We start from the raw sequence: 22,881 nt of genomic DNA, 5'->3' as shown, positions 1-22,881 counted from the left end.
CAACCTCGATCGACGGGTTCACAGCGCCTCCCAGGCATCCGCTCAGCACCGCCATCACGGCGATGGCGGATGTGGCTGTCGCAGCCGTTCGAATCATCGGCCCTGCCCCACTGTCGCCACAATTTGCCCGGTGATGATCTGCCTTCCGTCAGCTGCGTTCGACCGACACGGTGAACTCGCCGAAGCTCAACTCGGCGCCGTGTTCGACCAGTGCGGGCGTTCCAGGCTCAACGACGGCTCCGTTGCCACCCGCGTATTCGAGGAACACGCCATTCGTCGAGTTGAGGTCGTGCACGACGAGTTGCCCACTGGCAGTCAACTCGAGCGCCGCATGCGTTTTCGAGACGGTTTTGCCCGTGTCAGCGATGGGCAGCAGGAGCGCTTGGTGCCACTGTGGGCTGTGCGCTGGGTCACGACCGACGAGCGTCGTCTTCTCCACCAGCGCCTGCTGGCCGTCTGGGAGGGTGAGTCGCCACGCCGGTGCGCTCCGGCGACCGACGGATGCGCGAGTCGCGTCATCGACCGTCGGCACCTCTGGGGCCGGTGCCACCTGCTCGGCCAGGGTGGGCACCGGAAGCCCGGGCGCCCCTACCGGGAAGAACGCCGGCGCGTCATCGAGGGTGCTCGGCTTCGGGGCCCGTGTCGACGGCATCCGGTAGGTTCCGGAATCGACGATCCCCGGCGGAAGCGTGATCAGGCTGGCGGGGTCGACCGGATCCGGCTCCTGCGCCCCGGCAGCTCGCTGCACCGGCGCAATTCCGGGAGGCGGGGGTGGGATCAGAAACGGGTTGTCGTCACTCGTGCTCACTCGCGTATCCTCCCCCGGGCCATAGGGGTGCCATGCTATCGCAGTGATCGCGGTTGCTCGACTCAGCGGGAAGCCACTGCAGTGTGCTGACGATGGCCGTGAACAGGGGGACCAACGGCTCGGCCAGTTGCTCGAACGGGGTCGCGAACGTCAGCGGAAGCACGGTTTTCGTCGACGGTACCGTCACCCAGAATCGCACCGCCAGCGACTGGCCCTGCTTGGTCTCCACCGTCTCAGTCGTGCGGAGAACCTGACTCTCGCCGACCGCGAAACGCTCGGCCACTGAAGGCTCGTTCCCGGAGCGCCGCAGGCCATCCACAAACGCATCCATGACAGCGGATGCGTTGGTTCCGACCGCGACACTCAGTCGCGGCGTCGCGCTGTGCACGGACAGCATCGCCGACACCGGGATGCCGTCGGCCACCTGCTCGGCCAGGTACACCTCGGTTGCCCCCAACCGCCTCGCCTCTCCGACAGAATCGAGCAGCTCACGCCTAAGGCGCTCCCGCTCCGTGGCCCGCGAATCGTCGGAACCCACCAGGTCCCGCACCAAAGCCCGCACCGCTTTCGCGGTGGCAGCGTCGTCGGTCACCGGGATACGAGACCAAATACCGCTGAACGTGAACGCCGGCCGTGGCGCGTGTGACGCGTCAGCGGTCATCTGACCACTCGCCGTACCGGATCTCCAATGCGTGGCGTGAAACTGACGCGCTCAATCCGGCGGTTCCCTCCCCCACATACCCCTCGCCCCAGGAGAGCCCTGTCACGGCGTCACCGATCTCAACGCTGTTATTCAAGGTCTGAAGTCGTTCCGGTTCGGCTGGCCGCTCCCCCTCCGACACCTCGATCGAGATGCCGTTCGTCGGCTTGAACGCCGCATACTCCCAGGTCGCGCGCAGCGCATCATCGACCAGCCCGGTCAAGTCATCCCCCGGCTCCTGCGCCACATACAACCGGATCGCATACCCCCGGTTCGTCGGGAGCCCACTGGTGGTCGTCCACACGAACGCACCAGACACCCCGGGCAACTCAGACAACCGCGCCTCAATGTCAGTTTCACCCGCACTACACCCGACCAAAGCCGGCACCAACACGGCCAGCACCACCCCAGCCGCAAGCGCCCGCCTCACCGAACGATCAACCACACTCATCCCCTTCGAGCCTCGAATCGTTCCACAGTCTCAGTTCCGTAGAAGAACTGCTGCTGACGCTCACGGAACGCAACCACCTGCGGGTCGGTGGACCTGTCTATCTCGCGGACAGCTGATGCCGCGTAGTCCACGGTGTTGTGTCCATGAGCATCAGGATTCGGGTCAGCCGGTGTAGTCGAGATGGTCATCCAGTTGTCACGCGTCGGGTTGTCGGCGAAGAAATCGAGGTGTGGCACGACATCCGCCGTGTGCTCGATGGCCATGACTGAGACACTATCGGGGATCGGGACATCGCCGATCGGCGAACCGACCGTGAACACCGTGGTCACGTCGAACCGGCTGGTGAATGCGGGGTCGGCAGCAAGGTTCGCTGCTGCGATTCCTCCCTGGCTGAACCCGGACAGCATCACGTCGCTACCCGAGCCGGGAATGTAGCCGGCCTCGAGAAGCGCCAACTCCACTGCCTTCTCCAGCTCCGACCGCTGGTCGGGATAGAACTTGGCCCACAGGTTGCCGTCCAGGTCGTTCGGAGCACTTCCGCCGGCCGAGAACCACTGCTGCGTGCTCGGAATCTGCACGCGGTACCTGGTGATGCCGTCCTCGCCGACAACCGTGGTCACCTGGATCACTGCGCTATCCGCGCCCAGGACACCCGGGTCGCCTGCACTGTCGATGGCACGCTGATCTTCGACTGCGGAACCGAAAAGGTCGTCGCGACCCCCGCCTGGCACACGGATTCCTGCAGCGAGCCGGTCTTTCAACTCCACCGTCGGTGTCTCCCGCCCAGTCAGCCAGGCCGACAACAGCATCGGGGAGAGCGCGGCAACCAACAGCCCTATCGCCTCGTTCTTGAATCCCTCATCACCCGTCATCAGGTATGCGAGAGCGTCGAGGCCGACCACGAGCACCACAGCCAGCAGCAGCACAACGGCAACGACCAGCGCAAGCACCTGAACCACCCTGGCAAGCACCTCGAGCAGTACGTCGATCATCGGTCCGAAGATGTCAGCGAACCACTGGCCGATCTGGTCGCCTGCACCCACGATGTTGACCCAGAGGGAGTCGTTCAGGTCGCTCTGGTCCACGACGACACGGATGCGTTCGGCGGCAGCGTCCGAAGCATTCCGCAGGTCGGCCACCGCCGCGTAATACTCCTCGCGAGTGGTCGCCACCCGGTTCTCCGCCAGTTGCCACTGCCGCCGCGCTGTCTCGCGCCCAGCCTCCTCGCCGGCGTAGTAAAGGAAGTCGTCGTACGTCTCTCGTGCAGCGTTTGCCTGCGGGTAGTAGGCGTCGTAGGCGGTGTTCGCTCGCTGCTGGGCGCTTGCGAGCGCCGGGGCGAAATCGCTCAACACCAGCGCGGCCGTCTGGTAGCGGGAATGCGCGAGCAGAATCTCGTCGTGGACCTGCTCGGCAAGGCTGCGCACCTCGTCGACGGCGACACTGATGGTCTCCTGGCTGTTCGTTACTGCCAGCAGCTCAGAGGCCGCGGAGAGGATTGCCGCAGCAGTAGCAAGGAACTCCTCCGACCTGGCCGTGACCACACCCGAATCACCCTCGACCCGGATGAGGACCTCACCGTACATTCGGAGCCAATGCCTCGGCATGTGTGGCGAGTTGGGCGTCCAGGTCTTCGAAGGTCTGGCTGATCATCTCCAGGGATTCCGAGAGGGACGTCAGGTTCGCCTGGATGCCGCGTCGGGTGTCGTCCCAATTGCCGGCGAATGAGTACACCTGGGACTGCAGCGAACCGATTGAACCGACGGCGATCGCGACGTCATCCCCGACCCTGCCTGCGTTGCCGAATTGGGCAGCGATCAGGTCAAGATTGCCGCTCACCTCACGCAATAGGCCCAGGTCGAGACGCAGATCGGCCACGGCCCCCTCCTTGCTGAAAAGGCCGTGGCGGGGTTACCCGCCACGGCTCGGGCCTGTGGCCCACAGTTGTCCTTAGCCGCGAATGGCGTTGCCGAGCTCGGTGTCGACGTTGGAGAGGGCGTCTGCCGCCGCGGTGAGGAACTGGCTCATGCCGTCCAGTCCGGTGACCGCCTGGGTGGTTCCCTGAGTGAAGGCGTCGTAGGAGACCTGGAACGCGCCCGATGCGGAATCGGTGACGAAGCCGCTTTCTACGAGACCGTTCACGAGCGTCTGCAGCTCGGTCAGCTTCGTGATCAGGTCGTCTTTGCCCGAGATCAGGCGGCCGGCGGCATCCGTCATCTCCGAATAGGTCACGTTCATGTTGGCCATGGTTGCTCCTCAGTATCAGGTGGTCGGTGGGTCCGGTCGACCCGAGCCCCACAAAGACAGTATCGGTTCGCGGGGATGTCTCACATGGGTACCACTACCCATGCGCCACTCAGTCCTGGGAAACGGATGCCGCCAGCTCGGCGAAGCGCGGTCGGAACCGTTCGAAACCGGCCAGGTCGGTGGTGGCTGTGCTCAGCAGGAAGAAGCCACCGTCCACCTCGAAGGCGTAGGAGCCGCGCAGCGTCATCACCTGGCGCGCATCGTCGTCGAACGGAGCGTGGCGAACGCACAGCACGCCGGCCAGGCCGGAATCGGTGACCACCTCGGTGACGGTCGGCTCGCGCACGAGATCTGGCTCACGGATGCCGGCCACCTCTTCGACCGGCGCGTCGCCCACTTCGCCGCGGGCGATCATCCGCCCATCGACGATGTGGATCGGTCCGCGAAGGGATTCCAGGTAGACGTAACAACTCTGGGCGCCGCGCGTCTCGACCTCCCCGCCTACCAGCGCCAGCGACCCGGCGAGCGCGGCGGTCTCGTCATCGGTGAGGCGCATTGCCGTGACGTCCGCGAGTTCGGCAACCAGCGCATCCGCCCATTCGGGAGCCGTCTGGAACACCTCACCCTCACCAAACGGGGGCACGCCGATCCAGTCGTCCGGGTAGCGCACGAAAACGCTCATTCTGGGGCCTCCTCGCCGGGGAACGACACGCTCGCCATGAGGGCATCGAACAGGAACTCGAGCGCCTCGACGATCTGGGCGGAATCTTCGGTGTCTGGCACGAACAGGCTTGCCGTGAAGGTGATCCACTGCCGGCGCCCGGTCGTAGGGCTGACGATGTAGTTCACGATCCGCGCGGCGGGCGCGGTCACCTCGCCGGCGTCATCACGCTGCAGCGGCCGGTCGGCCACCGTGCGAACCGCCAGCGCCCCACCCACCGTCGTGGCGCGGGCGCCCGTCGTCGCCGCCGACATCGACAACAAGGTGTCTTGCACCGACAGCGCTCCGGACAGCTGGCGCGGGAGCGGCGCCACAGCGATCGACGCAGGGATGTGGATACCCGCGGTTGCCGCGATGGGCACCCAGACCTCCCACACGCCCGCCTCGCGAGACTGGTCGACCAGGTTCTGCAGCATCGAACGCAGCCGTGGCCGTGCCAGGTCTCGCTTGTCGGCGGCGACGGATGCCATCACCTGGGTGACAATGCGCCTCACCTCGTCCGTGGCGCGGTCATCGAGATGCAGCGCCACCCACCCCTGGGGAAGCAGTACAGACATGCGTGTCTGCGCCGTGTGCTCAGGCGTCATCGGCATCCCGCTTCGTGTTTTTCTTGGCCGGGCGCGGGTGCAGTTGGCGCTGCAGGGTCCCCCATCGCCGGTCGCCAACGCCGGAAAGTGCGCTGGCCGTCAGCATCAGCGACAGCTTGACGTCGAGCGGTGTTCTCATGCCGTACTTGCGCTTGCAGACCGAGGCCGCTGCTCCCACGGTGAGCGCTGCCAGGATCGCCCAAATGTAGTCGAGGGAGTACACGTCGTTACCGCGCTTGAAGATGCCGAACAGGCAGCCCACGGAAATCAGCGCAGCAACCAGCGAATGCCTCACGATCCAATCCGGCGAGGTATACGTTCGAACCTTGACGTGCCGGCGAGCCTCCGCATCCGGCAGCCACCACCGAGACGGCTTCCAGCAGATCACCAGAGCGGCGGCGATGATCGCGATCCAGATGAGCGCAATCCACGCCGGCAGCGCGTTCCCCGGGATCGTCGAAATGACGCACATCGGGTCGGCGGAGCATGCGTCACGCCGCTCTTTCGACCACGTCGCCGACGCGACAACGCCGGCCCCGATCGGGACCAGGGCGAGCACCAGTATGAATCCGAATAAAGACGCCACCAATACCCACCCGACGGCGCGGCCGATCCGCTGGCCCTCCCGGGTCCTCTGTGCGGCAAGTTTCCTGGCGACGCTCTTCGGAGTGCCGGGCACCTGCGGCAGGCGCACGCCGAACACCAGTACAGTCACGATCGCCACCAGCCACAGGAACCCGAGCCACACTGGGGCACCCTCAGTGAGAATCGCCGACAGCGCGCATCCAATGTCGGACGAGCACGCCGCAATCTGTTCCGCCGGCCAGGCACCCGCGCGCACAATGCCTTGCCACAATGACAAAATCAACATGACAATCCCGTAACCAGCTGCGGGCACAACCAGCGCGCTCAGAGCAATCGCAAGGACCAGCCAAGTTCGCCCGCGCCGATCGAACGTTCGCCACAATTTCCTCACCAGTTGCTGCCCAGCCTCCAGGTGGAGTCCCCCGTCAACGACCCGACCCTGTCGCCCACTTGCCCGAGCTCGATCGCGATTCCTCCGGCCGTTGAACTGGCGTTATAGGCGGACAGCCGGTTCAGGGCGGTGGCCGCGCCGGTGGCGTGGCTGCCGGAGAGAAGTTGCACATTCGCCATGGAATCGAGTTGTGCGATCACCCGGTAATCGGTACCGATGTTCTGCAGCTGCCTCATGAGTGACAGGTTGCGCACATCACCGAACGCCCCTGCCGTGTCCACGAGACCCAGGGCACGCTGCTGAGTCATCCCGGCGATGCCACTTCCGGCATAGCTGGTACGCACCGATGTCGCGACCGTGGTGCGGGTCGCGTTGGCAGCCATCGTCGTGGCCACCTTCCCGCCGACAAACGTCAGGGCGGCCAGCGCGACAGTGAAGATGGCCTCGGACGGCGACATCGTGCCTGCCAGGCCCTGCACGATCGCGTTGGCCACCTGGATGATGGTGGCGACGAGGAGGATCACTCCCACGATCGCGTTCAGGCCGGGAATGAACAGGGCGATCACCATTGCGGCCGTCGCGATCCAGCCGACGATTTCGACGATCCTGTCGATGATGTCCTTGTGCTCGTTGATGAACTGGACTGTGTTGTCCCACCAGCTGTCGTTCAGGTCACCGCTGTTCTCCACGTCCGAAATGGCCCCGATGGCCGTGGTCGCGGCAGTGTCACGGTGGGTGATGGCTGACTGAAGCAGCGCGACCGCCTGCTCAAGCGAGCCACCGTTGGTGCGCACGCTGGCCGACGCCGTTTCAAACTTCTGCTGGTAGTACGCCTCGAGCGTCGGCGACAGGTCGTCTTCCCGGAGCTTGGCCTGGTACAGGTCCGCCGTGTCCTGTGCTGTTGCGACAGCCGAATTCGCCGCGATCGCCGCGTCGAGGGCGTCGACGGACCATCGCTGGGCCTCAGCGAACGGCACTGCATAGGCGCTCAAGGCCTCCGCCACGCCGAAGTAGCGTTCGTGTGCCCTCTCGATGCGACCGGCGACTTCATCCGCCTGCTCCATGATGGCCGCCACCGCCTCACTCACCGACTCGTCGAGGCAGGCGAGCGCACGAAGGTTGCTCGCCGCCTCCTCAATCGCGGTGGCGACATTCGCATAGTCGGTGGCGGCAGAACTGACGACGGAAGCGTTGCCCGGCACTGGGTCGTGATCGTGGCCGATCGGTGCCCAATCATCCGGCCGCATTACTGGTCTCCCTCAATCGCCACAGCCAGCTCCGTGTCCGTGGCCTCAAAGCCGTCTGCCGCGTTCACCAGGTTGTCGTGCACGGTGGTGAGCTGCTCGACCAGCTCGCTGCGCCGGTGGTCCCAATTGCTCGCGAACCCACGCACCCGCTCGGCGAGCCCGGCGTGCCCGACCGCGGTCGCCACATCCTCGCTGTTGCCGTTCGCATTCTCGAACTCCGACTTCACCGTCGCAATGTGAGCCGCCGTATCGCGCAGGAACTCAGTGTCGACAATCAGCTGCTCAGCCACGATCGTGTGCCCCTCTCAACAGTGCCAGTACGACAGTAGTAGACAGCGCGCCGGCACCCCCATGGGGAGCACTACCCATGCACGCGATCACAGCAGCGGGAGTTGCACGCGCGACACCTTGCCGCGGGCGATGTACATGCCGCGACCTGGCGGGAACTCGCTGCGGCTGCCCCGAGGCAGCGGCGTCTTCAGCAGGATGTCACCTTCGATCGAATCCGGTTGCAGCAGCAGCCCACGCCTGGCGTTCTTGATCTCGGCGAACAACGGCCACGACGCGTTCCACGACGTTGTCTCCGCCTCGGCGACCAGCAGGTGCTCGCTGCGCTTCACCGCCTTCACCAGTTCGACGATGGCGGCATCCGCCGGGGTCTGCAGGAAATCGGGGATGTTCTCGACGAACACGGCGATCCTGCCCTCCGTCTCAGGATCGGCGACGGCAGCGGACAGGTCCTTGGCGAGCGCGGCCACCTGTTCGATCGTCGTGGCGGCGCCCGTCCATTCGAGCGCCCCGGCGAGCCCCGAACGCGCGTTGCCGAGATAGTAGCGGCGAGCCGGCGCGTCGGCGCGTGCAACCGACCTGGCGAGCCACTCCAATGCGTTGCTGCGACCGCTTGCCGGCGGACCAGACAGGAGGAAAGTGCCGCGCGGATCGAACCCGACCGCGGCCAGTTCCTCGTCACCGACACCCAACACCGGGAAGTCCGCCACCCCGTCGGGCAGGGTCGAGTGCGCGTACTCCTTCGGCAGCGCATCGATCGGGTCGACCGGCCTTGTCCCGGCCCGCAGCATCGACTCCGCCAGCTTCTGCACGGCCGCTGATTGCTCGGTCATCGACGGGGAACCACCGAGCACAGCGACCTGGGTCTCCAGGCCGTCGACGATCGCGCGTCCGGCCGGAGACGACGGGCTGAGAACATCGTTCGGGGCATCCAGCATGCTGTATCCGGTGTCGTCGGCCAGGCGGAGGATCACGCGACGCTGGATGCTGGAACTCACGGACGACGGAACGGCACCCGGCCGGTCAGCCGTGAACGCCGCGTGCATTCCGAGCTGGCGACCATCACTCAGGATGTCCTTGAACACGTCGTACCAGACCGCCCGGCCACTGGCCACCTCCCAGTCCTCACGGAACGATGGGAAGCCGTCGATCAGCAACAGGATGCGCCGTTCCAGCGGAGAGCCGGTCAGTGTGCGGTAGTCGGTGATGCTCGACGCATTGGCCGCGGCGAAGCGAGGACCCCGCGACTCGAGTTGGGTCTTCAGGTAGCGGAACAGCCGAACAACCCGCTCGGAGTCATCGCCACCGATGATGGAGCCCACGTGGGGGAACGCCTCGAGCATTCGCAGGCTGCCGGTGCCGAAGTCGAGACCGTACACCTCGACCGGGCCCCCGCGTGGGGTGATCGCCGCCGCGCTGGCGAGGGTGCGCAGCGCGGTGCTCTTACCCGAACCACCCGTGCCGTAAATCGCGATGTGACCGTCGACATCGGGCAGGAAATAGACCGGATGCTGCTGCTGCCTGGTGGGAACATCCGACACTCCGATCACCAACTCGCTGTCGGTGCGTTGGCGCAGGAGCGACAGGTCGTACACCGCGGCGATCTCGTCAAGCCACGGGCGGCGGGGAGCCGGAATCCGGGCAGCGGATGCCGCGGCCACGATCGAGGAGACCAACCGCTGCTGGTCGGTCGGGCCGAGATCCCTCGACTCCAGGGCAACCTCCGTGCGCGGCTCCTCCCAGGGTGCCTCGCCGCCGAAGCGCAGTTCGGCGATATCGATGCTCGGGCGTTCCAGCTCGCGCGAGGTCCAACCGCCCGCGTAGGCCGACTGGAACTGCTGCAGGCGCCCTGGGCCGGTCTTCGCGATTCCACGGCCGGGGATTGACGGGTCGAAGTGGGCGGCGTCTTTCGTGCCGATCACGTCGCTGCTGTCAGACTCGTCGGCCATCCGCAACGCAACGCGCAGGTTGGTGTTTGCGCGCAGGTTGTCCTTGATCACGCCAGCCGGCCGCTGAGTCGCCATGATCAGGTGGATGCCGAGCGACCGACCGCGCTGTGCGATGTCGACGACACCGTCGACGAACTCCGGAACCTCCCCCACCAGGGCAGCGAACTCGTCGATCACCAGCACCAGTGCCGCCGGGCTCTCCGGGTCGCCTCGCTTCTCCAGCTCCAGCAGGTCCTTCGCTTTCTTACGCACAAGCAGGTGCTCCCGGAAGTGCAGCTCGGCCCGCAGGCTGGTCAGGGCACGACGAACCAAGTGAGGGCTCAGGTCGGTGACCAGTCCGACGCAATGCGGCAGGCTCACGCAGTCCGCAAAGGCCGAGCCGCCCTTGTAGTCGACGAAGAGGAAGGTCACCCGATCCGGGCTGTACTCCGCGGCCATTCCGAGCACCCAGGCCTGCAGGAACTCGCTCTTGCCGGAGCCGGTCGTTCCGCCGACCAGGGCGTGTGGGCCCTGGGTGCGAAGGTCCAGGTGCATGGAGTCGATACCGGCGCTGCCGACCGCCGCGCGGAGCTTGCCCGGGCGGCGCTTGGCGGGTGTTGCCCCGGGAGTGCGATCGTGGATCGACTCGTTCTGCCGCCACCGGTCCACCACCGCATCGCTGGCCTCCACCAGTTCATGGCCAAGCACTGTCACCAACGAAATGGAGCGCGGCAGGTCACTGTCGTCGGCGACGACCGCCCCAGCATCGACCACCGGTGCCATCCGGCGCGCGAACGCCAGTGCAGAATCGGGATCGATCAGCTCCACCTCCACATCGGTGATCACCTCGCCGAGGCGCACCAGTCCCACCGTTGCCTGAGGCGCATCCGCCGTGATGTGCAGATAGGTGCGGCAGACCGCAGGGAGTTGCTCGACTTCCGACGCCATCCAGATCGGGTAGACACCCGCATCGGCACCGCGCTCGGCCAGTTGCACCAGCCGTGCCCGGTCGACGGCCACATCGTCCGAGATGAGCACCACGATCGCCGGAATTGGTGACTGGGTGCCGTCCGCAGTCTCCCGCTCACCGGCATCCGCACCCCGCTCGAGCGCCGAGCGGCGCTGCTCCATCGCGCCGCGGCGACGCGCCTCCGCCTCCTTCGTGCGCTTCAACACCACTTCTTCGAGGGCCGACAGCAGTACGGATGCACTCGACGAGCTGTCCGCGAGATGGCTCCCGCCCAGCGGGCTCTGCGGGGAGGAGGTGTGCGGCATCCACTTCAGCCAGCCCAGTTCGCGCGACCACTGGGGGGTGACCAACGATGCGACAACCAGCTCGGCCGGTGAATGCAGGGCAGTCAGCTGCACCAGGATCGCATTGACGGCACCGACCGTATCGGCTGCCTGACCCGCGACACCGATCGCACCCGAGTCGTACAGGTTGTCGACAATGGGAACACCGGAAACCTTCTCGTGCTCGGTGATCACCACGTCCAGGCGCTCCTGGAACTCGGGCAGCAGGTCACCGCGGGATGCCGAGTCGATCACGTTCCGGGACTTCATCGTTCCGATACCCAACTGCACGTTGAGGAACGACCAGTGCTCTGCTCGCCGGGTCCAGGTGAGCGGGCCGCGGCGCATCGCCTGGTCGAGGGCATCCGCTGTCGATGGAGACTCCGCCAGCCGGGCTTCGCGCTCCACCACCACCTCAGACGCCAGCTGCTTCGACAGGGACGCCAGGTGCAGGTCGAACTTGGAAATCGCCTTCTTCAGATTGCGCTTGTTCTTGGACTTGTTCATGAAGAAGTTGCCGATGAGCATCAGCGGTGACATCAGCACGAACAGGAGGGCGGCTGGACGGTTGAAGATCATCCACATGCTCACTCCGAGCAGCACGGGTGCGACCATGGCGAGCCACGGGAACGGATCGTCGTCCTTCTCCGACGGTACTTCCGGCGCCGAGAACGTTCGGCCAGGATAGCGCGACTCCACCCGCGGCGACCGGTTGAACATGACCGGGCCCGCGCGCTGCACCAGCCCGTTCGACGCCACCGTCTCAGCGACGGTGATCTCGAGCTCAGAGTCCCCGACGAGTACGGTTTCCGTCTCGGTGACCACGAGCCGCGGAACCAGGCCGCCATCGACGACCAGCCCGTTTGCCGACCCCAGGTCGACAACCTCGACGACGTCGGAGACTTCCAGGCGCACGTGGCGCTTGGACACCAGGGGGTCGGACAGCACAACGTCACAACCGGCGTCGCGCCCCAGGATGGTGGAGCCAACCTGCAAGGGGAACTCCCTGCCCGCATCCGGCCCGGCAACAACACGCACGGTGGCAACAGTCGGCCCCTGGCCGGTTCCGCGCGGCGAGTAGAAGATCCCGGCATCCGCCAGCTCGACCCGGGCGCCCGACCCCACCCAGGCCTCGCCGATCGCCGCGTCGGGGGGCAGGATCAGCCACTCGTCGTGCCCGGGAAGCGAAGCACGAAGCGTCAGCGCCTCCTCATCGATCGCTTGAGCGGCCGGCCGGGGGTCGACCCTGGCAATGGTCGACGCGATGTCAGAGATGCTGGCCGCAGCATCCGTCGTCACGACTATGTCATCGACGCTGCCCGAACTACGTGCGAGAGTGACTTTGAGACGCATGCCCCACCCTTTCGTCTGACTCCTGTGACAGCTTCGCCGCCCAGTCCCTGGCCGAGCGGATGCGGTACCGGCTGAGAATGCGGCGCACCCTGCTGAGCTCGGCACGACCTGCTTGGGTAGCGGCGAGCGCTTCGCTCCACACCTGTTCGCTCTGCTCTGGCGGGACCTCCTGACCGGAGAACACCGCCTCATCCGCAACGATCGCGATCGAATGCAACGGGACGTGGTTCTCTGTTGACAGCTGGCCCTCCAGGTGGTCGGCGACCCTCACCCGCGTGGACTTCCCCGGAACGTCGAATCCGAGCTCAGAGTAACGGTCGACCAGTTCCTCCCACGCCCCGGCCACCTGGTCGTGGGCGGCTGCGGCGGTGCGGCGGCGCCTCAGCCGTCGAGCCTTGACGATCCCGACTGCGAGCATCGGCAGGAAGATGATGGCTGCCGGGATCAGGATGCTGAGGCCCAGCGCGTAGACCCAGCCGGGTATGACGAGTGAGAAGCCGTCATCCTCTTCTTCTGTCTCCTCCAGCTCGACGGGGCTCAGCAGGTCTTCGTCATCTGCATCTACGCGCGGGGGCTGCCTGACCTGGGGTTGCGGTTCACTCTGCGGCTTGGGCGTCTGGTCTTGAGGGATGTCGGTCTCGTCCGGCGTGGGGTTGAAGGCGACCCAGCCGACGTCATCGAATGCGACCTCGACCCACGCGGTCACATCGTCTCCGGTGACCTCGACCGACTGGCCTTCGACCACTTCCGGCGCAAAGCCCATGACGACCCGTGCCGGGTAGCCGAAGCTGCGCGCCATCAACGCGAACGCGGAGGCGTACTGCTCCTGGTCGCCGACCATCTGGTTGCGCTCCAGCAGTTCAGAGATGCGGTCGGCGCCGTGGCCCGCCCGCGATGCGACCGAATCGGATGCCCGGCCATGGCTCAGGAACCCGGTGCTGGCCAGCGCGATCCGGATGGCCTCCAGCTGTGCCGCCGGTGCCGTCGCGCTGGCGGCGTACTCCTGCGCCTTCGACGTCACGATGTCTGGCGCGGCGTTGACCGGCGGGAGTTCAACTGCGGCGACTGAAACGCCGGCCAGGTCTGCGGCGGACACGACCTGCTGAACGGTCGCGTCGATGGTGTAGCTGTCGCCCTCGCTGAGGCCGGAGGTGAGCACCGCCGTCCCGGTGGCGTCGTTGTACCGGAGGTTGTCTGAGGCCGTGGCCGACTCCCCTGCCGTGAACTCAAGGTTGGTGGGGTATCCGACGCTCGGAAGCCACACGTCGGCGTAGGTCTCGATGGTGAAGGTCACGTTCTCGCGGGCATCCGGCGTGATGAATCGCTGCTGCGGCATGGTGCGCCCGACCAGGTTGAAGGTGCCCGATCCGTTCGTGCTGGTCTGCGGACCGGTGACGTTCCACAGCTTGCCGTTGAACGAATCGAGCGTTGCCAGGCGGATGGTGTCTCCGTTCTGCAGCCCGCTGACAATGAACAGGACCTCGTCGGTGACCTGTTTCGTGTAGTGGCGGAAGCCGCTCAACGGACTGGGGTATTGCAGCGGGTCGAACGGCGGCTCGATCTCGTCGCGCAGTACGAAGCGCTCGTCCTTGGGCGGTGCCAGCCAGAAGCCGGCTCCCCCACCGAGCAGTACGGCGGCGGCCACGATGGCGGCGGTTCCGGCCAGCTTCCGGTTGCGCAGGCGGCTCGCCCCGGCCTTGGCGACGCTGGCCCCGGCCGGCCTCCGCCAGCCAAGCCAGACCAGCGCGAGCACCGCGAAGGTTACCCCCCGGATGCCGGCGAGGTACGGGTCATCCGTTCCGATCAGGATGCTCACCAGGTAGATGGCGATCGGTCCGATGAGGGCAACGCCGAACCGCCACGCCGTGCGTGGACGAGACGTCAGCCAGCGGATGGCAAGCGTTGTCGAAACCAGTGCGACCAGCCAGGTGGCGACGTATGGCACCACGGTGATGTATTCGGGTGCTCCGATCGGCGTGCGCAACGTCACGATATCGGTCCAGCCGAACACCGCGCCGATGGCCAGGCTCGACACCGACTGCAGGCTCGGAAGCACTCCGAACAGGGCCTGTTCCGGCACGGCGAGCGCACTTCCGAAGAGGAAGTACCCGACGATGGCCGCCAGGGTCGTCGGCACCAGGCTCAGACGGAACAGCGACGCCAGGATGCCGGTGGCAGCGCCCAGCGCCAGCCCGCCGAGCGCCGGCACCAGGAAGCTGTACCCGCCGAAGGATGGCTGGAATCCGATCAGGCCGATGACCGCCAGCACCAGCAGCACGGTCACGTCTGTCCAGGCGCGGCCGCTGATGCGCCTGAGGCCCTGCCCGGTGTCGTTGCTCATGAGCTCAGTCCTCTCACCAGCGCCGAGAGGTCTTTCAGGTCACCGATCGTAATCACCGTCAGGCCGGCGACCGCGGAGATCTTCGGTTCCGAGCCGAGAACCACCTGGAAGGCGACCTGGCTGGTGTCTTGCCCGAACAACGACTGGATGCTGCGGAAGTCTGCTGTGCTCATCGCGGAGCCGGCGATGAGCATCACCACACTGGGTGCGGGCAGCCTGCGGGTTCGCTCCCGGGCGAAGTGCCGCATCGTCTGGAACAGGCGGCCGACCGGTTCGATCCGGCAGGAGGAGTCAAGCATCGAGGTCACCGTCTGCGTGCGCCACAGTCCGCTCTCGCTGACCACGTTCATCTGGGTGCCGTCGCGGATGACCTGGGCGGCGATCGAAGCCGTCACCGAGATGGCCAGCTCGAACTCGTCGTCCGAGGCGTAGAGGTCGCCGCGGGACGCGTGGATCATGGTCAGTTGGGAGCGCCGGGTCTCCTGGAATTGGCGCACCATGAGCTGGCCGATCCTGGCCGAGGTGCGCCAGTGCACATAACGCCGGTCGTCACCGGGAACATAGGGGCGCAAGGCGTGGAAAGCGATGTCATTGTTGGTGATCGTCTTCGAGACCTGGCCTTCGAGGTCCCGCACCAGCCCGGCGGCGGATGGCACCAGGCGCACGGTCTTCGGATGCACGAACAGGTCGACCGCGTCGGCCCACTTCAGCGCCCTTCGCAGCAGGCCGAGCTCGTCACCGCGCACGGATTCGGCCGGGCCGGCGACGATGACCGCCCGCCGGCTGGTGGGCACGGCAAACAGTTCTTCATGCTCGTCCCTGGGCTTCATCGAGGGAAGCTGGAACTCGGCCAGGCCCCTGCCGACCGGTAGTTCCATGCGGGTCGGGGGGAGACCACGGGCACCGGTGTTGGTCACCAGCATTCGCCCCATCGCGCGGTCACCGACCACGACTCGGCGCGGGTTCAGCTCGACCACCACGCCGTAGCTGGCCCGGCCGAAGAGGAACGCGCAACTCACCAGCAGCGCCGCCAGGGTTACCGTGCCGAGGTAGGTGAATTCCTGCCAGCCGAACACCACGCTGAGGATGAGCGCGGCCACGCCGATTCCGAGCACCAGCCAGCCGAGTGGAGTGACGACCCGCACAACGGGACCCACAACCCTCCGCGCCCATTGCCCGACGGGCACGACGATGGCAGCCACGGCGGTGGCGAATCGTCGTGCCGAACCGGCAATTCTCTGCAGGCGCGCAGAGATGCCGGCTGGCAGGCTCGTGGTGGTCACTGACTTCTAGGCGGCGCGGTACGCGGGCGGCTCGATGTTCACCAGGATGCGGCTCACCACGTCTTCGGCCTTCACCCCGGCGAATTCCGACTCGGGGTCCAGGATGACGCGGTGAGCGAGCACCGGGACGGCCAGGTCGCGCACATCATCCGGCGTCGCGTAGGTGCGTCCCTGGGTGATGGCCCAGGTTTTGATCGCCCGTGCGAGGGCCATCGCACCACGCATACTGACGCCGAGCACCACGTCGCGATCCTTCCGTGTCTCATCCACGATGTCGCTGAGGTACTGCATGACGGACTCGTCGACGAACACTTCAGCAGCCAGCGCTGCCATCGCGACGATCGACTCAGGCTTGATGATGGGCGAGACCAGCGATGCGCGCGCACGGGTACCGGAATCCATCAGCAGGGCGACCGAGGTCTTCTTGTCGGGATAGCCCAGCGTTGTCTTGATCAGGAAGCGGTCGAGCTGGGCTTCCGGCAGCTTGTAGGTTCCGGCCTGCTCGACAGGGTTCTGAGTGGCGATCACCAGGAACGGTGCACCGACCGAGTGACCCTCACCGTCGATCGTGACGACACCCTCCTCCATGACCTCGAGAAGAGCGCTCTGCGTCTTCGGGCTGGCGCGGTTGATCTCGTCGGCGAGCACGATGGAGGCGAAGATCGGGCCCTTGTGGAACTCGAACCGGCCCTTCGACTGGTCGAAGATCTGCACACCGGTCACATCCGACGGCAGCAGGTCGGGAGTGAACTGGATGCGCGAGGTGCTGCCGTCCAGTGTGTTGGCCAGTGCCTTCGCCAGCACCGTCTTGCCGGTACCGGGGTAGTCCTCGAGCAGCACGTGCCCGTCAGAGATCAGCGCAGTCAGCACCAGGCGGATGACGTGGTCTTTACCCACGATCGCCTTGTCGACGTTCGCGATCAACTTCTGGAAGGCATCCGCGAACCACGTCGCCTGCTCCTGTGTTACTGGCATGGTTCCCTTTCGTCAAACATTGAAATTCACGTGGTTGCTCTCGACACCGTCCACAATCACGTAAGTGTCGTTGTACCCGCAGTGCGTCGAGGGGTAGTGGCTGTTTCCGTAGAAGGTGTGGGTTGCTATGCGGCTCAGGCAATAGAGGTGAACGGTGTGTTCGCCACCGCCGAAGTTCTCCAGGGTGATGTTGTACCGGTAACAGCCTGACGTTCCACTGCTCTGGCAGGTGACCGCCTGCCCCCGCGCGAGGTTCACCTTCGGGTCGGCCGGCTTCGGATTGACTGACACGGAGGCACTGCCGATGGCGCTCTCCCCGGCATTGTTTCGCGCCTGAACGTCGATGGTGAAGGTTCCGCCGCCGTTCCCCACAGAGGTGCTGGCGGTGCGACCAGTGCCCCAGCCAGACCAGCCTCCGCTGTTCACCCGGTGGCGGTACTGCAGGTTGTCGGTGACCGCCGCACCCTGTCCCGCGTTTGCCGGTTGTCCCCACGCCCAAGAGATCGTGGTGGGCGCGGTGCCACTGCCTGCATTACCGCGCACGTTGGTCGGCGCCTGCGGCACCGTCTGGTTCTGGATGCGCACTGGCGCGGAGGTGGCGCGAGCACTCTCCTTGCCTCCGGTATTCACCGCCCACACGGTGACCGTGTAGTTGCCGGCACCCAACCCGTTGTCGGCGACCGGCCGTCCCGTGCCGCTCTTGCCGCTGCTGGTGGTCCAGTGGTACGTCACGTTACCGCCGTTGGCACCGACATCCGGCCAGGTCCAGGTGATGTTGGCGGTTGCCCACGGCGAGTCCGCCGAGCCGGTCGGCGCCGGCGTCCCCGGTGTGCCGTACGGGACCACGGGGTCACTCGAGATCGACCATGGCCCTGGTCCGTGCTGATTGATGGCGCGGACGGTTATCGTGTATGCGGTCCCGTTGGTGAGACCGCGAATCGTGCAGTCAGCACCAGGCTGACAGTCGGTCGGGACGGTGACGCCGCTCGACGGGTTCGCCGCGACCTCGTAGGCGCTGATCGGCTTGCCATTGGTGGCCGGGGCGGTGAACCGGAAGGTCGCCTCCCGGTCACCACCGATATCTGAGGTCCTGGTCGGCTTCGCAACCTGGTCCGGCACATCGCTGACCACCAGGACAATGGTGCCGTTGACCAGGCGGTCGGCGTCCTCCGTGGCGTCCTCAACCGTGTAGACCACCTCGATGACGCCACTCTTGAGAGCCGCGTTCGGCGTGATTCTCACTTTGTCAGCGGTGAATGAGACGTTCGCCGGCTCTCCCGTGTTCTGCACCTGGGCGTCGACGATCTTCAGCGCCTCCCCCGTCGTCTGGTACGGGTTCGAGTCGTTGGTCAACGGATGCGCCGTGATGGAGCCGCCCCCATCACCACCACCGCGCTTCATCTCGAGCGAATCGGTGACCGCCACGGCCAGCGGGCGGGTCGAGCCGACGACGGTGACATTGATCGTTCCGGGAACCTCGAACTTATCCCAGCGCAGCGTCACGCCGAGGGCCACGGTTGTGCCCTTCGGGGTGTTCCGGGGAACCGTCATGGTGAGCTCGGACCCGTTCAGGCTCGGCTGCAGCCCATTGCTCGCGCCGGTGATATTCGAGTAGGTCACATCCTGCAGGATCTGCGGGTTGGGGTGCCCGGTCGACTTGCGCAGGTCGATCACGGTCTCCTCGCCGACCTCGATCTGCGCGTTTGGTGTCGTGAACTCCGGAGGCGTGTCGCGGAACTCTGGGTCCCCCACGACGATGTCCAGGCGCAGGTTCGCCTTGATGCCCTTCGGGTCGTTCTTCGATGACCCGTCTGTGACCGTGAAGTTGATAGCGGCCGGCCCGCGGTAGTCCTGGACCGGGGTGAAGCGAAGGGTGTCCTTGTCGACGAGGATCTTGTCCCCGTTGCTCTGGACTCCGCTGACGGTCGCCGCGTCGGGGATCCACACCTCGCGTCCGGACGGGGCGATGACGAGGTCGGAGAGGTCCCATTCCCTGGTTTCGTTCATGCTCACGTACTGGGTGGGCAAAGCCGGGTCGATGTGCGGAGGGTCGTCGAAGTTCTCGTCGACGGCTGCGGGAACGAGGATGAACGCCATCGCGCTCAATTGGTCCAACTCGTTGGTCACCCGGTATGCGATCGCCTGCCGCTTCTGCCCGGGGGTGACGTCGATCTCCCCCGGATTCTCGAGCAGCTGTGCGGAGTCCGCGTTCGGGCCCTCCACCGTGACGACGAGGTCTTCGTTGGGTCCGGCCGGGTTGAAGGCGAAACCGTCGAACACGTCGACGGTGATCGACTTCTCCCCGGCGATGTCCTTGGTGAGGATCGGGACGTCAGTCGCCGATGGTGGCAACAGCGGTGCATCCGGTGTCACCTGCACGAGCACGTAACTCATGGCGGCGCCACCGCGGTCGTTGGTCAGCTCATAGCGCAGCGAGAACGACTGCTCGGTCTCCGGCGCCTCGATGACCAGGTACTGGCGGCCGACCACCTTCGCCTCGATGCCCTCCGGCACGTCCACGAGCTCCTCGGACACCTTGATCGGTGCGCCTTGCGGGTCCGAGTCGTTCAGCATCAGGTCCACCTGGGCCATGCGTCCCGGGCGGATGGAGACGCTGTCGGGCAGCGCGGAAGGCTCCTGCAGTTCGTCGGGCTCCGGGATGACGGCGATCTTGATCTCGCCCACTCCGGTGGCGCCGAAGGCGTCGTAGACCTCGTAGCTGAACGTGTCGGTGCCGGATGCCGCACTCGACGCCTCGTAGTAGAAGTAGTCCGGCCCACTCTCGACGACCGACCCGAGCGACGGGTTGGTCGGGAAGTTCAGCAGTTGGGTGGAGTCACCGTCGGGGTCGATACCGTTCAGCGGGACGTTCACCCGGATGGTTCCGCCGGCGAGCACCCGCGCCACGAGTGGCACCGGCTCAGGGTCTCGGTTGTTAGCCTCATCCAGCCCGGTGACGGTGAACACCGCGGTCGCCGCGGCGGTCTCACCGAACGGGTCCAGCACCCGGTAGTCGACGCGGTACTCCCCGGGTTTGTTGGGTGCCTGGAAGCGCAACCGGTCCTGGCTGACGAAAGCAAGGCCGTCGGAGGGCGGCGTCACCAACTCGGTGTCCAGGAACATGGACGAGTCGTCCGGGTGGAAGTCGTTGTCCAGCACGTCCAGGGTGATGATGTCGCCGACGCGCACCTTTGCTGCATCGTTCTGTGCCACCGGCGGTTGATGCTTCGTCAGCGCGGGAACCGGCACAACGCTCACACCCGCGGAGGCCGTGCTGACCCCGTCGGAGATCGTGTAGGTGAAGTGTGCCTGGTCGACCAGTGCGGCCGGCGACGTGACCCGCACCAATGTGCTCTCCAGCAACTCGACCACCAGGCCCTTGCTGGTGAACTCCACCGGCACATCCACTGACTGGATGGCAAGGATGCGACCGGTGGGACTGACGTCGTTGGACAGTACCGACACCGTGGTCGGTTCGTCCCCTCTCAGGTAGGCGGTATCCTTCACCGCCACTGGAGGGATTTCGGCATCCGCCGGCTTCTCTCGGACATCGAAACGCACGATGCCCGAGCTCGTGTTCGCACCGCCGGTGAGAGTGTAGACGACGTAGTGGATGCCCGGATCGGATGAGCTGAACGTGATGGTTCCGCGGTCGGTGTTGGCACTGACGACGGCGCTTCCGCCCGGCTCCTCGATCGCAGCAAGCAACAGCTGGGCCCCAGACGGCGAGACATCGTTGAGCAGCGGCTCCACGACGACCGCCTCGTCCACGAAAGTGGTGGCGAAGTCAGGGGTTCCCACCGGGTTCAGCGACCCGGCCGGCTCCACGTTGACCACCAGCGTGCCCTGCACCGGTGTGCCACGACCGTCGGTCACAGTGAAGACGACCTCCTTCTCACCCAGCTCCGACGTGCGGTGCGAGAAGGTGACGAACCCGTCCGGGGTGAACCTGACCAGATCGCCCGATTTCGGTGACGCTGCGATCAGGAAGATGTCGTCCCCGTCCGGATCCTTCCAGTCGGTGAGAACGTTGTAGCTGATGGTCTGGTTCGCCTCGACACTGACACCGGCCTCGCGCAATGCCACGGGCGATTCGTTGCTGCCTTCTGCCACCACGCGGGCGGTGACTCGCGCCTGGTCAGTTCCCTGTCTGCCGTCATCGACCGTGTAGGCGAACGAGATGCTGCCTACGAAACCGGGAGCCGGCGTGAACTGCAGGGCCCGGCCGCCATCGATGGGGTCCAGGGTTCCGGTGGACTCGGCAATGCTGTCGTAGGCCGAGATGACAAGCACGTCCCCGTCAGGGTCTGAGTCGTTCTCCAGTACCGGCAGGATCGTGGTGCGACCGGGCCGGATGCCGTAGTCGTCGTCGTTGGCGGTCGGCGCGCGGTTGGTATCGGTGCGCTCGGCGAGGGTGTCTTCGAAGGACTGGATGGCCGACTTCTCGTCGCCTTCCTCCTCCGTCTCCTGCTCCTCTGGAGGGGTCACGTCCTCCCAGTTCTCCACCAGCCGCATGTTCTCATCGACCAGCCAGACATTGCCGTTGTCCAGGTTGTTGAGCGCAATCACCGTTCGGTTGACCCGGAACTCCAGCACGCTGCCCTGGGTGGGCTGCTCGATGTCGACCACCGACGGCTCCTGCCCATCGCAGCTGAGCAGGTACTTCTGTGCGCCGCCCCAGGCCCCGTGGGCGCAGCCCTCGAGGAACACCGGTGCCGAGACCCCGGAGGCATCCGCCACTGGCTGGGAAATCTCCGCGGGCACGGCCTCAACAAATCCGGAACCCAGGTTTACTTTCAGCAGCGAATCGCCCGTTGCTATGACCGCGTAGTCGGACGCCGGACCGGTCTGCTGAAGTCGCAGCCCCTCCTCGTCGAGCACGAACCTGGAGCCGCCCTCGTTGAGCAGCTCGTTGGTGGATTGGTCGAGCACGACCGCCTGATCGCCAACCGCGGCAAGCTGGAACTCGCCCACCGCAGGGAAGTCCTTCTTCTCCGGGACGGCAGCCAGCGAGTCGACCTTGTACAGCGCCTTGTCATCCGGTGAAACGGCGATGATCACGCCGTCCTGGGTGACCGTGACATGGGAGCCGGAGCCCAGCTCGAGCAACGGCTCAGTGGAAACGTGGTTGAACTGCAGGTCGCCGACCGCGGGGATGGCCCACAATTCACCCGCTGTCGACAGGATGGCAAGGGTGGTGCCGCCGTACGCTATCTCTGCGCCTTGCGGAACCTCGATGGCCGAGGTCACTTCCGTTGACGCCGGGTTCACTGATTCGACGCGTCCGCTGGCCGGGTCGTGCATGAACAGGGTGTCACCGTCCTGCAGCACGTCGAAGTTCGGGCTGGATGCGACCACAGACCCGTTCAACTCATCGATCTGCCGGTTGAGGCGGCCACCGAGCAGCTGTTCGCCGTTGGTGACCCACACGTCGCGAGCCGTCAAGTCGACGTCGGTGACGGGGAATCCCGGATGCAGTGCGGCAATGGTGAGAGGGACACCCGCAATGACGGCGAAAACCAACGCCGAGGCGAGAGTCTTCCGACTCTTCAGCCGAAACGCAGGCGCCGTCACTTTGTCATGTCCCCCAGAAACTTGCCCGGCGATGAGCGGAATCTTCAGCACAGTGCCGCGGTTACCTCAAATAACCTAACAGCAACTCACTAAAAGCCGGCAGCCCGCCCAT

16 protein-coding genes are annotated in these 22,881 nt (G+C 65.8%); all 16 read right to left on the bottom strand.

The window, feature by feature from the left end; translation table 11 throughout:
* Positions 1-148 precede the first annotated feature (148 nt).
* Entirely contained in the window at positions 149-808 is a 660-nt protein-coding gene (locus ACX3PH_RS05790) for an FHA domain-containing protein (protein WP_459090345.1), read from the bottom strand.
* Positions 795-1,469, bottom strand: a complete 675-nt coding sequence (locus ACX3PH_RS05785) for a hypothetical protein (RefSeq protein WP_459090343.1) — start codon at positions 1,467-1,469, stop codon at positions 795-797. Before ACX3PH_RS05785 ends, ACX3PH_RS05790 begins: the two co-directional genes overlap by 14 nt.
* Positions 1,459-1,953 (bottom strand): hypothetical protein, encoded by a 495-nt coding sequence (locus ACX3PH_RS05780; protein WP_459090342.1) that lies wholly within the window; start codon positions 1,951-1,953, stop codon positions 1,459-1,461. The genes ACX3PH_RS05785 and ACX3PH_RS05780 overlap by 11 nt, the downstream gene beginning before the upstream one ends.
* Positions 1,954-1,955: 2 nt before the next feature.
* Complete coding sequence (locus ACX3PH_RS05775; RefSeq protein WP_459090341.1) at positions 1,956-3,542, bottom strand: hypothetical protein; 1,587 nt, start codon at positions 3,540-3,542, stop codon at positions 1,956-1,958.
* Positions 3,532-3,834, bottom strand: coding sequence for a hypothetical protein (locus ACX3PH_RS05770; protein ID WP_459090339.1), 303 nt, complete (start codon positions 3,832-3,834; stop codon positions 3,532-3,534). Before ACX3PH_RS05770 ends, ACX3PH_RS05775 begins: the two co-directional genes overlap by 11 nt.
* A gap of 72 nt (positions 3,835-3,906) precedes the next feature.
* Positions 3,907-4,203, bottom strand: a complete 297-nt coding sequence (locus ACX3PH_RS05765) for a WXG100 family type VII secretion target (protein WP_459090337.1) — start codon at positions 4,201-4,203, stop codon at positions 3,907-3,909.
* A 109-nt stretch (positions 4,204-4,312) separates the two neighbouring features.
* Complete coding sequence (locus ACX3PH_RS05760; RefSeq protein WP_459090335.1) at positions 4,313-4,885, bottom strand: hypothetical protein; 573 nt, start codon at positions 4,883-4,885, stop codon at positions 4,313-4,315.
* Positions 4,882-5,481 carry a hypothetical protein gene (locus ACX3PH_RS05755; RefSeq protein WP_459090333.1) on the bottom strand — a complete coding sequence of 200 codons (600 nt, stop codon included), beginning with the start codon at positions 5,479-5,481 and terminating at the stop codon, positions 4,882-4,884. The genes ACX3PH_RS05760 and ACX3PH_RS05755 overlap by 4 nt, the downstream gene beginning before the upstream one ends.
* A 19-nt stretch (positions 5,482-5,500) precedes the next feature.
* On the bottom strand, positions 5,501-6,382 hold the full coding sequence (locus ACX3PH_RS05750; protein ID WP_459090331.1) for a hypothetical protein: 882 nt from the start codon (positions 6,380-6,382) through the stop codon (positions 5,501-5,503).
* Positions 6,383-6,483: 101 nt separating this feature from the next.
* Positions 6,484-7,734, bottom strand: a complete 1,251-nt coding sequence (locus tag ACX3PH_RS05745) for a hypothetical protein (protein WP_459090329.1) — start codon at positions 7,732-7,734, stop codon at positions 6,484-6,486.
* Entirely contained in the window at positions 7,734-8,024 is a 291-nt protein-coding gene (locus ACX3PH_RS05740; RefSeq protein ID WP_459090327.1) for a type VII secretion target, read from the bottom strand. Before ACX3PH_RS05740 ends, ACX3PH_RS05745 begins: the two co-directional genes overlap by 1 nt.
* Positions 8,025-8,111: 87 nt before the next feature.
* Complete coding sequence (locus ACX3PH_RS05735) at positions 8,112-12,596, bottom strand: FtsK/SpoIIIE domain-containing protein (protein ID WP_459090325.1); 4,485 nt, start codon at positions 12,594-12,596, stop codon at positions 8,112-8,114.
* Positions 12,568-14,937, bottom strand: a complete 2,370-nt coding sequence (locus ACX3PH_RS05730; RefSeq protein ID WP_459090323.1) for a transglutaminase family protein — start codon at positions 14,935-14,937, stop codon at positions 12,568-12,570. The genes ACX3PH_RS05735 and ACX3PH_RS05730 overlap by 29 nt, the downstream gene beginning before the upstream one ends.
* The gene (locus tag ACX3PH_RS05725) at positions 14,934-16,220 is read right to left on the bottom strand and encodes a DUF58 domain-containing protein (protein ID WP_459090321.1); all 1,287 of its coding nucleotides are present in this window, start codon (positions 16,218-16,220) and stop codon (positions 14,934-14,936) included. Before ACX3PH_RS05725 ends, ACX3PH_RS05730 begins: the two co-directional genes overlap by 4 nt.
* A 6-nt stretch (positions 16,221-16,226) precedes the next feature.
* Positions 16,227-17,195, bottom strand: a complete 969-nt coding sequence (locus tag ACX3PH_RS05720; protein ID WP_459090319.1) for an AAA family ATPase — start codon at positions 17,193-17,195, stop codon at positions 16,227-16,229.
* A gap of 12 nt (positions 17,196-17,207) precedes the next feature.
* On the bottom strand, positions 17,208-22,718 hold the full coding sequence (locus ACX3PH_RS05715) for an Ig-like domain-containing protein (RefSeq protein WP_459090316.1): 5,511 nt from the start codon (positions 22,716-22,718) through the stop codon (positions 17,208-17,210).
* Positions 22,719-22,881 lie beyond the last annotated feature (163 nt).

Source organism: Homoserinimonas sp. A520, from assembly GCF_054489245.1.
This window is presented reverse-complemented; position numbering and strand designations above follow the sequence as displayed.

Excerpts from the sequence above, each read along its gene's own strand:
- ACX3PH_RS05785 (WP_459090343.1), bottom strand. The coding sequence starts at position 1,469 with ATGACCGCTGACGCGTCACACGCGCCACGGCCGGCGTTCACGTTCAGC.
- ACX3PH_RS05775 (WP_459090341.1), bottom strand. The coding sequence starts at position 3,542 with ATGTACGGTGAGGTCCTCATCCGGGTCGAGGGTGATTCGGGTGTGGTC.
- ACX3PH_RS05765 (WP_459090337.1), bottom strand. The coding sequence starts at position 4,203 with ATGGCCAACATGAACGTGACCTATTCGGAGATGACGGATGCCGCCGGC.
- ACX3PH_RS05760 (WP_459090335.1), bottom strand. The coding sequence starts at position 4,885 with ATGAGCGTTTTCGTGCGCTACCCGGACGACTGGATCGGCGTGCCCCCG.
- ACX3PH_RS05755 (WP_459090333.1), bottom strand. The coding sequence starts at position 5,481 with ATGTCTGTACTGCTTCCCCAGGGGTGGGTGGCGCTGCATCTCGATGAC.
- ACX3PH_RS05750 (WP_459090331.1), bottom strand. The coding sequence starts at position 6,382 with ATGTTGATTTTGTCATTGTGGCAAGGCATTGTGCGCGCGGGTGCCTGG.
- ACX3PH_RS05745 (WP_459090329.1), bottom strand. The coding sequence starts at position 7,734 with ATGCGGCCGGATGATTGGGCACCGATCGGCCACGATCACGACCCAGTG.
- ACX3PH_RS05735 (WP_459090325.1), bottom strand. The coding sequence starts at position 12,596 with ATGCGTCTCAAAGTCACTCTCGCACGTAGTTCGGGCAGCGTCGATGAC.
- ACX3PH_RS05730 (WP_459090323.1), bottom strand. The coding sequence starts at position 14,937 with ATGAGCAACGACACCGGGCAGGGCCTCAGGCGCATCAGCGGCCGCGCC.
- ACX3PH_RS05720 (WP_459090319.1), bottom strand. The coding sequence starts at position 17,195 with ATGCCAGTAACACAGGAGCAGGCGACGTGGTTCGCGGATGCCTTCCAG.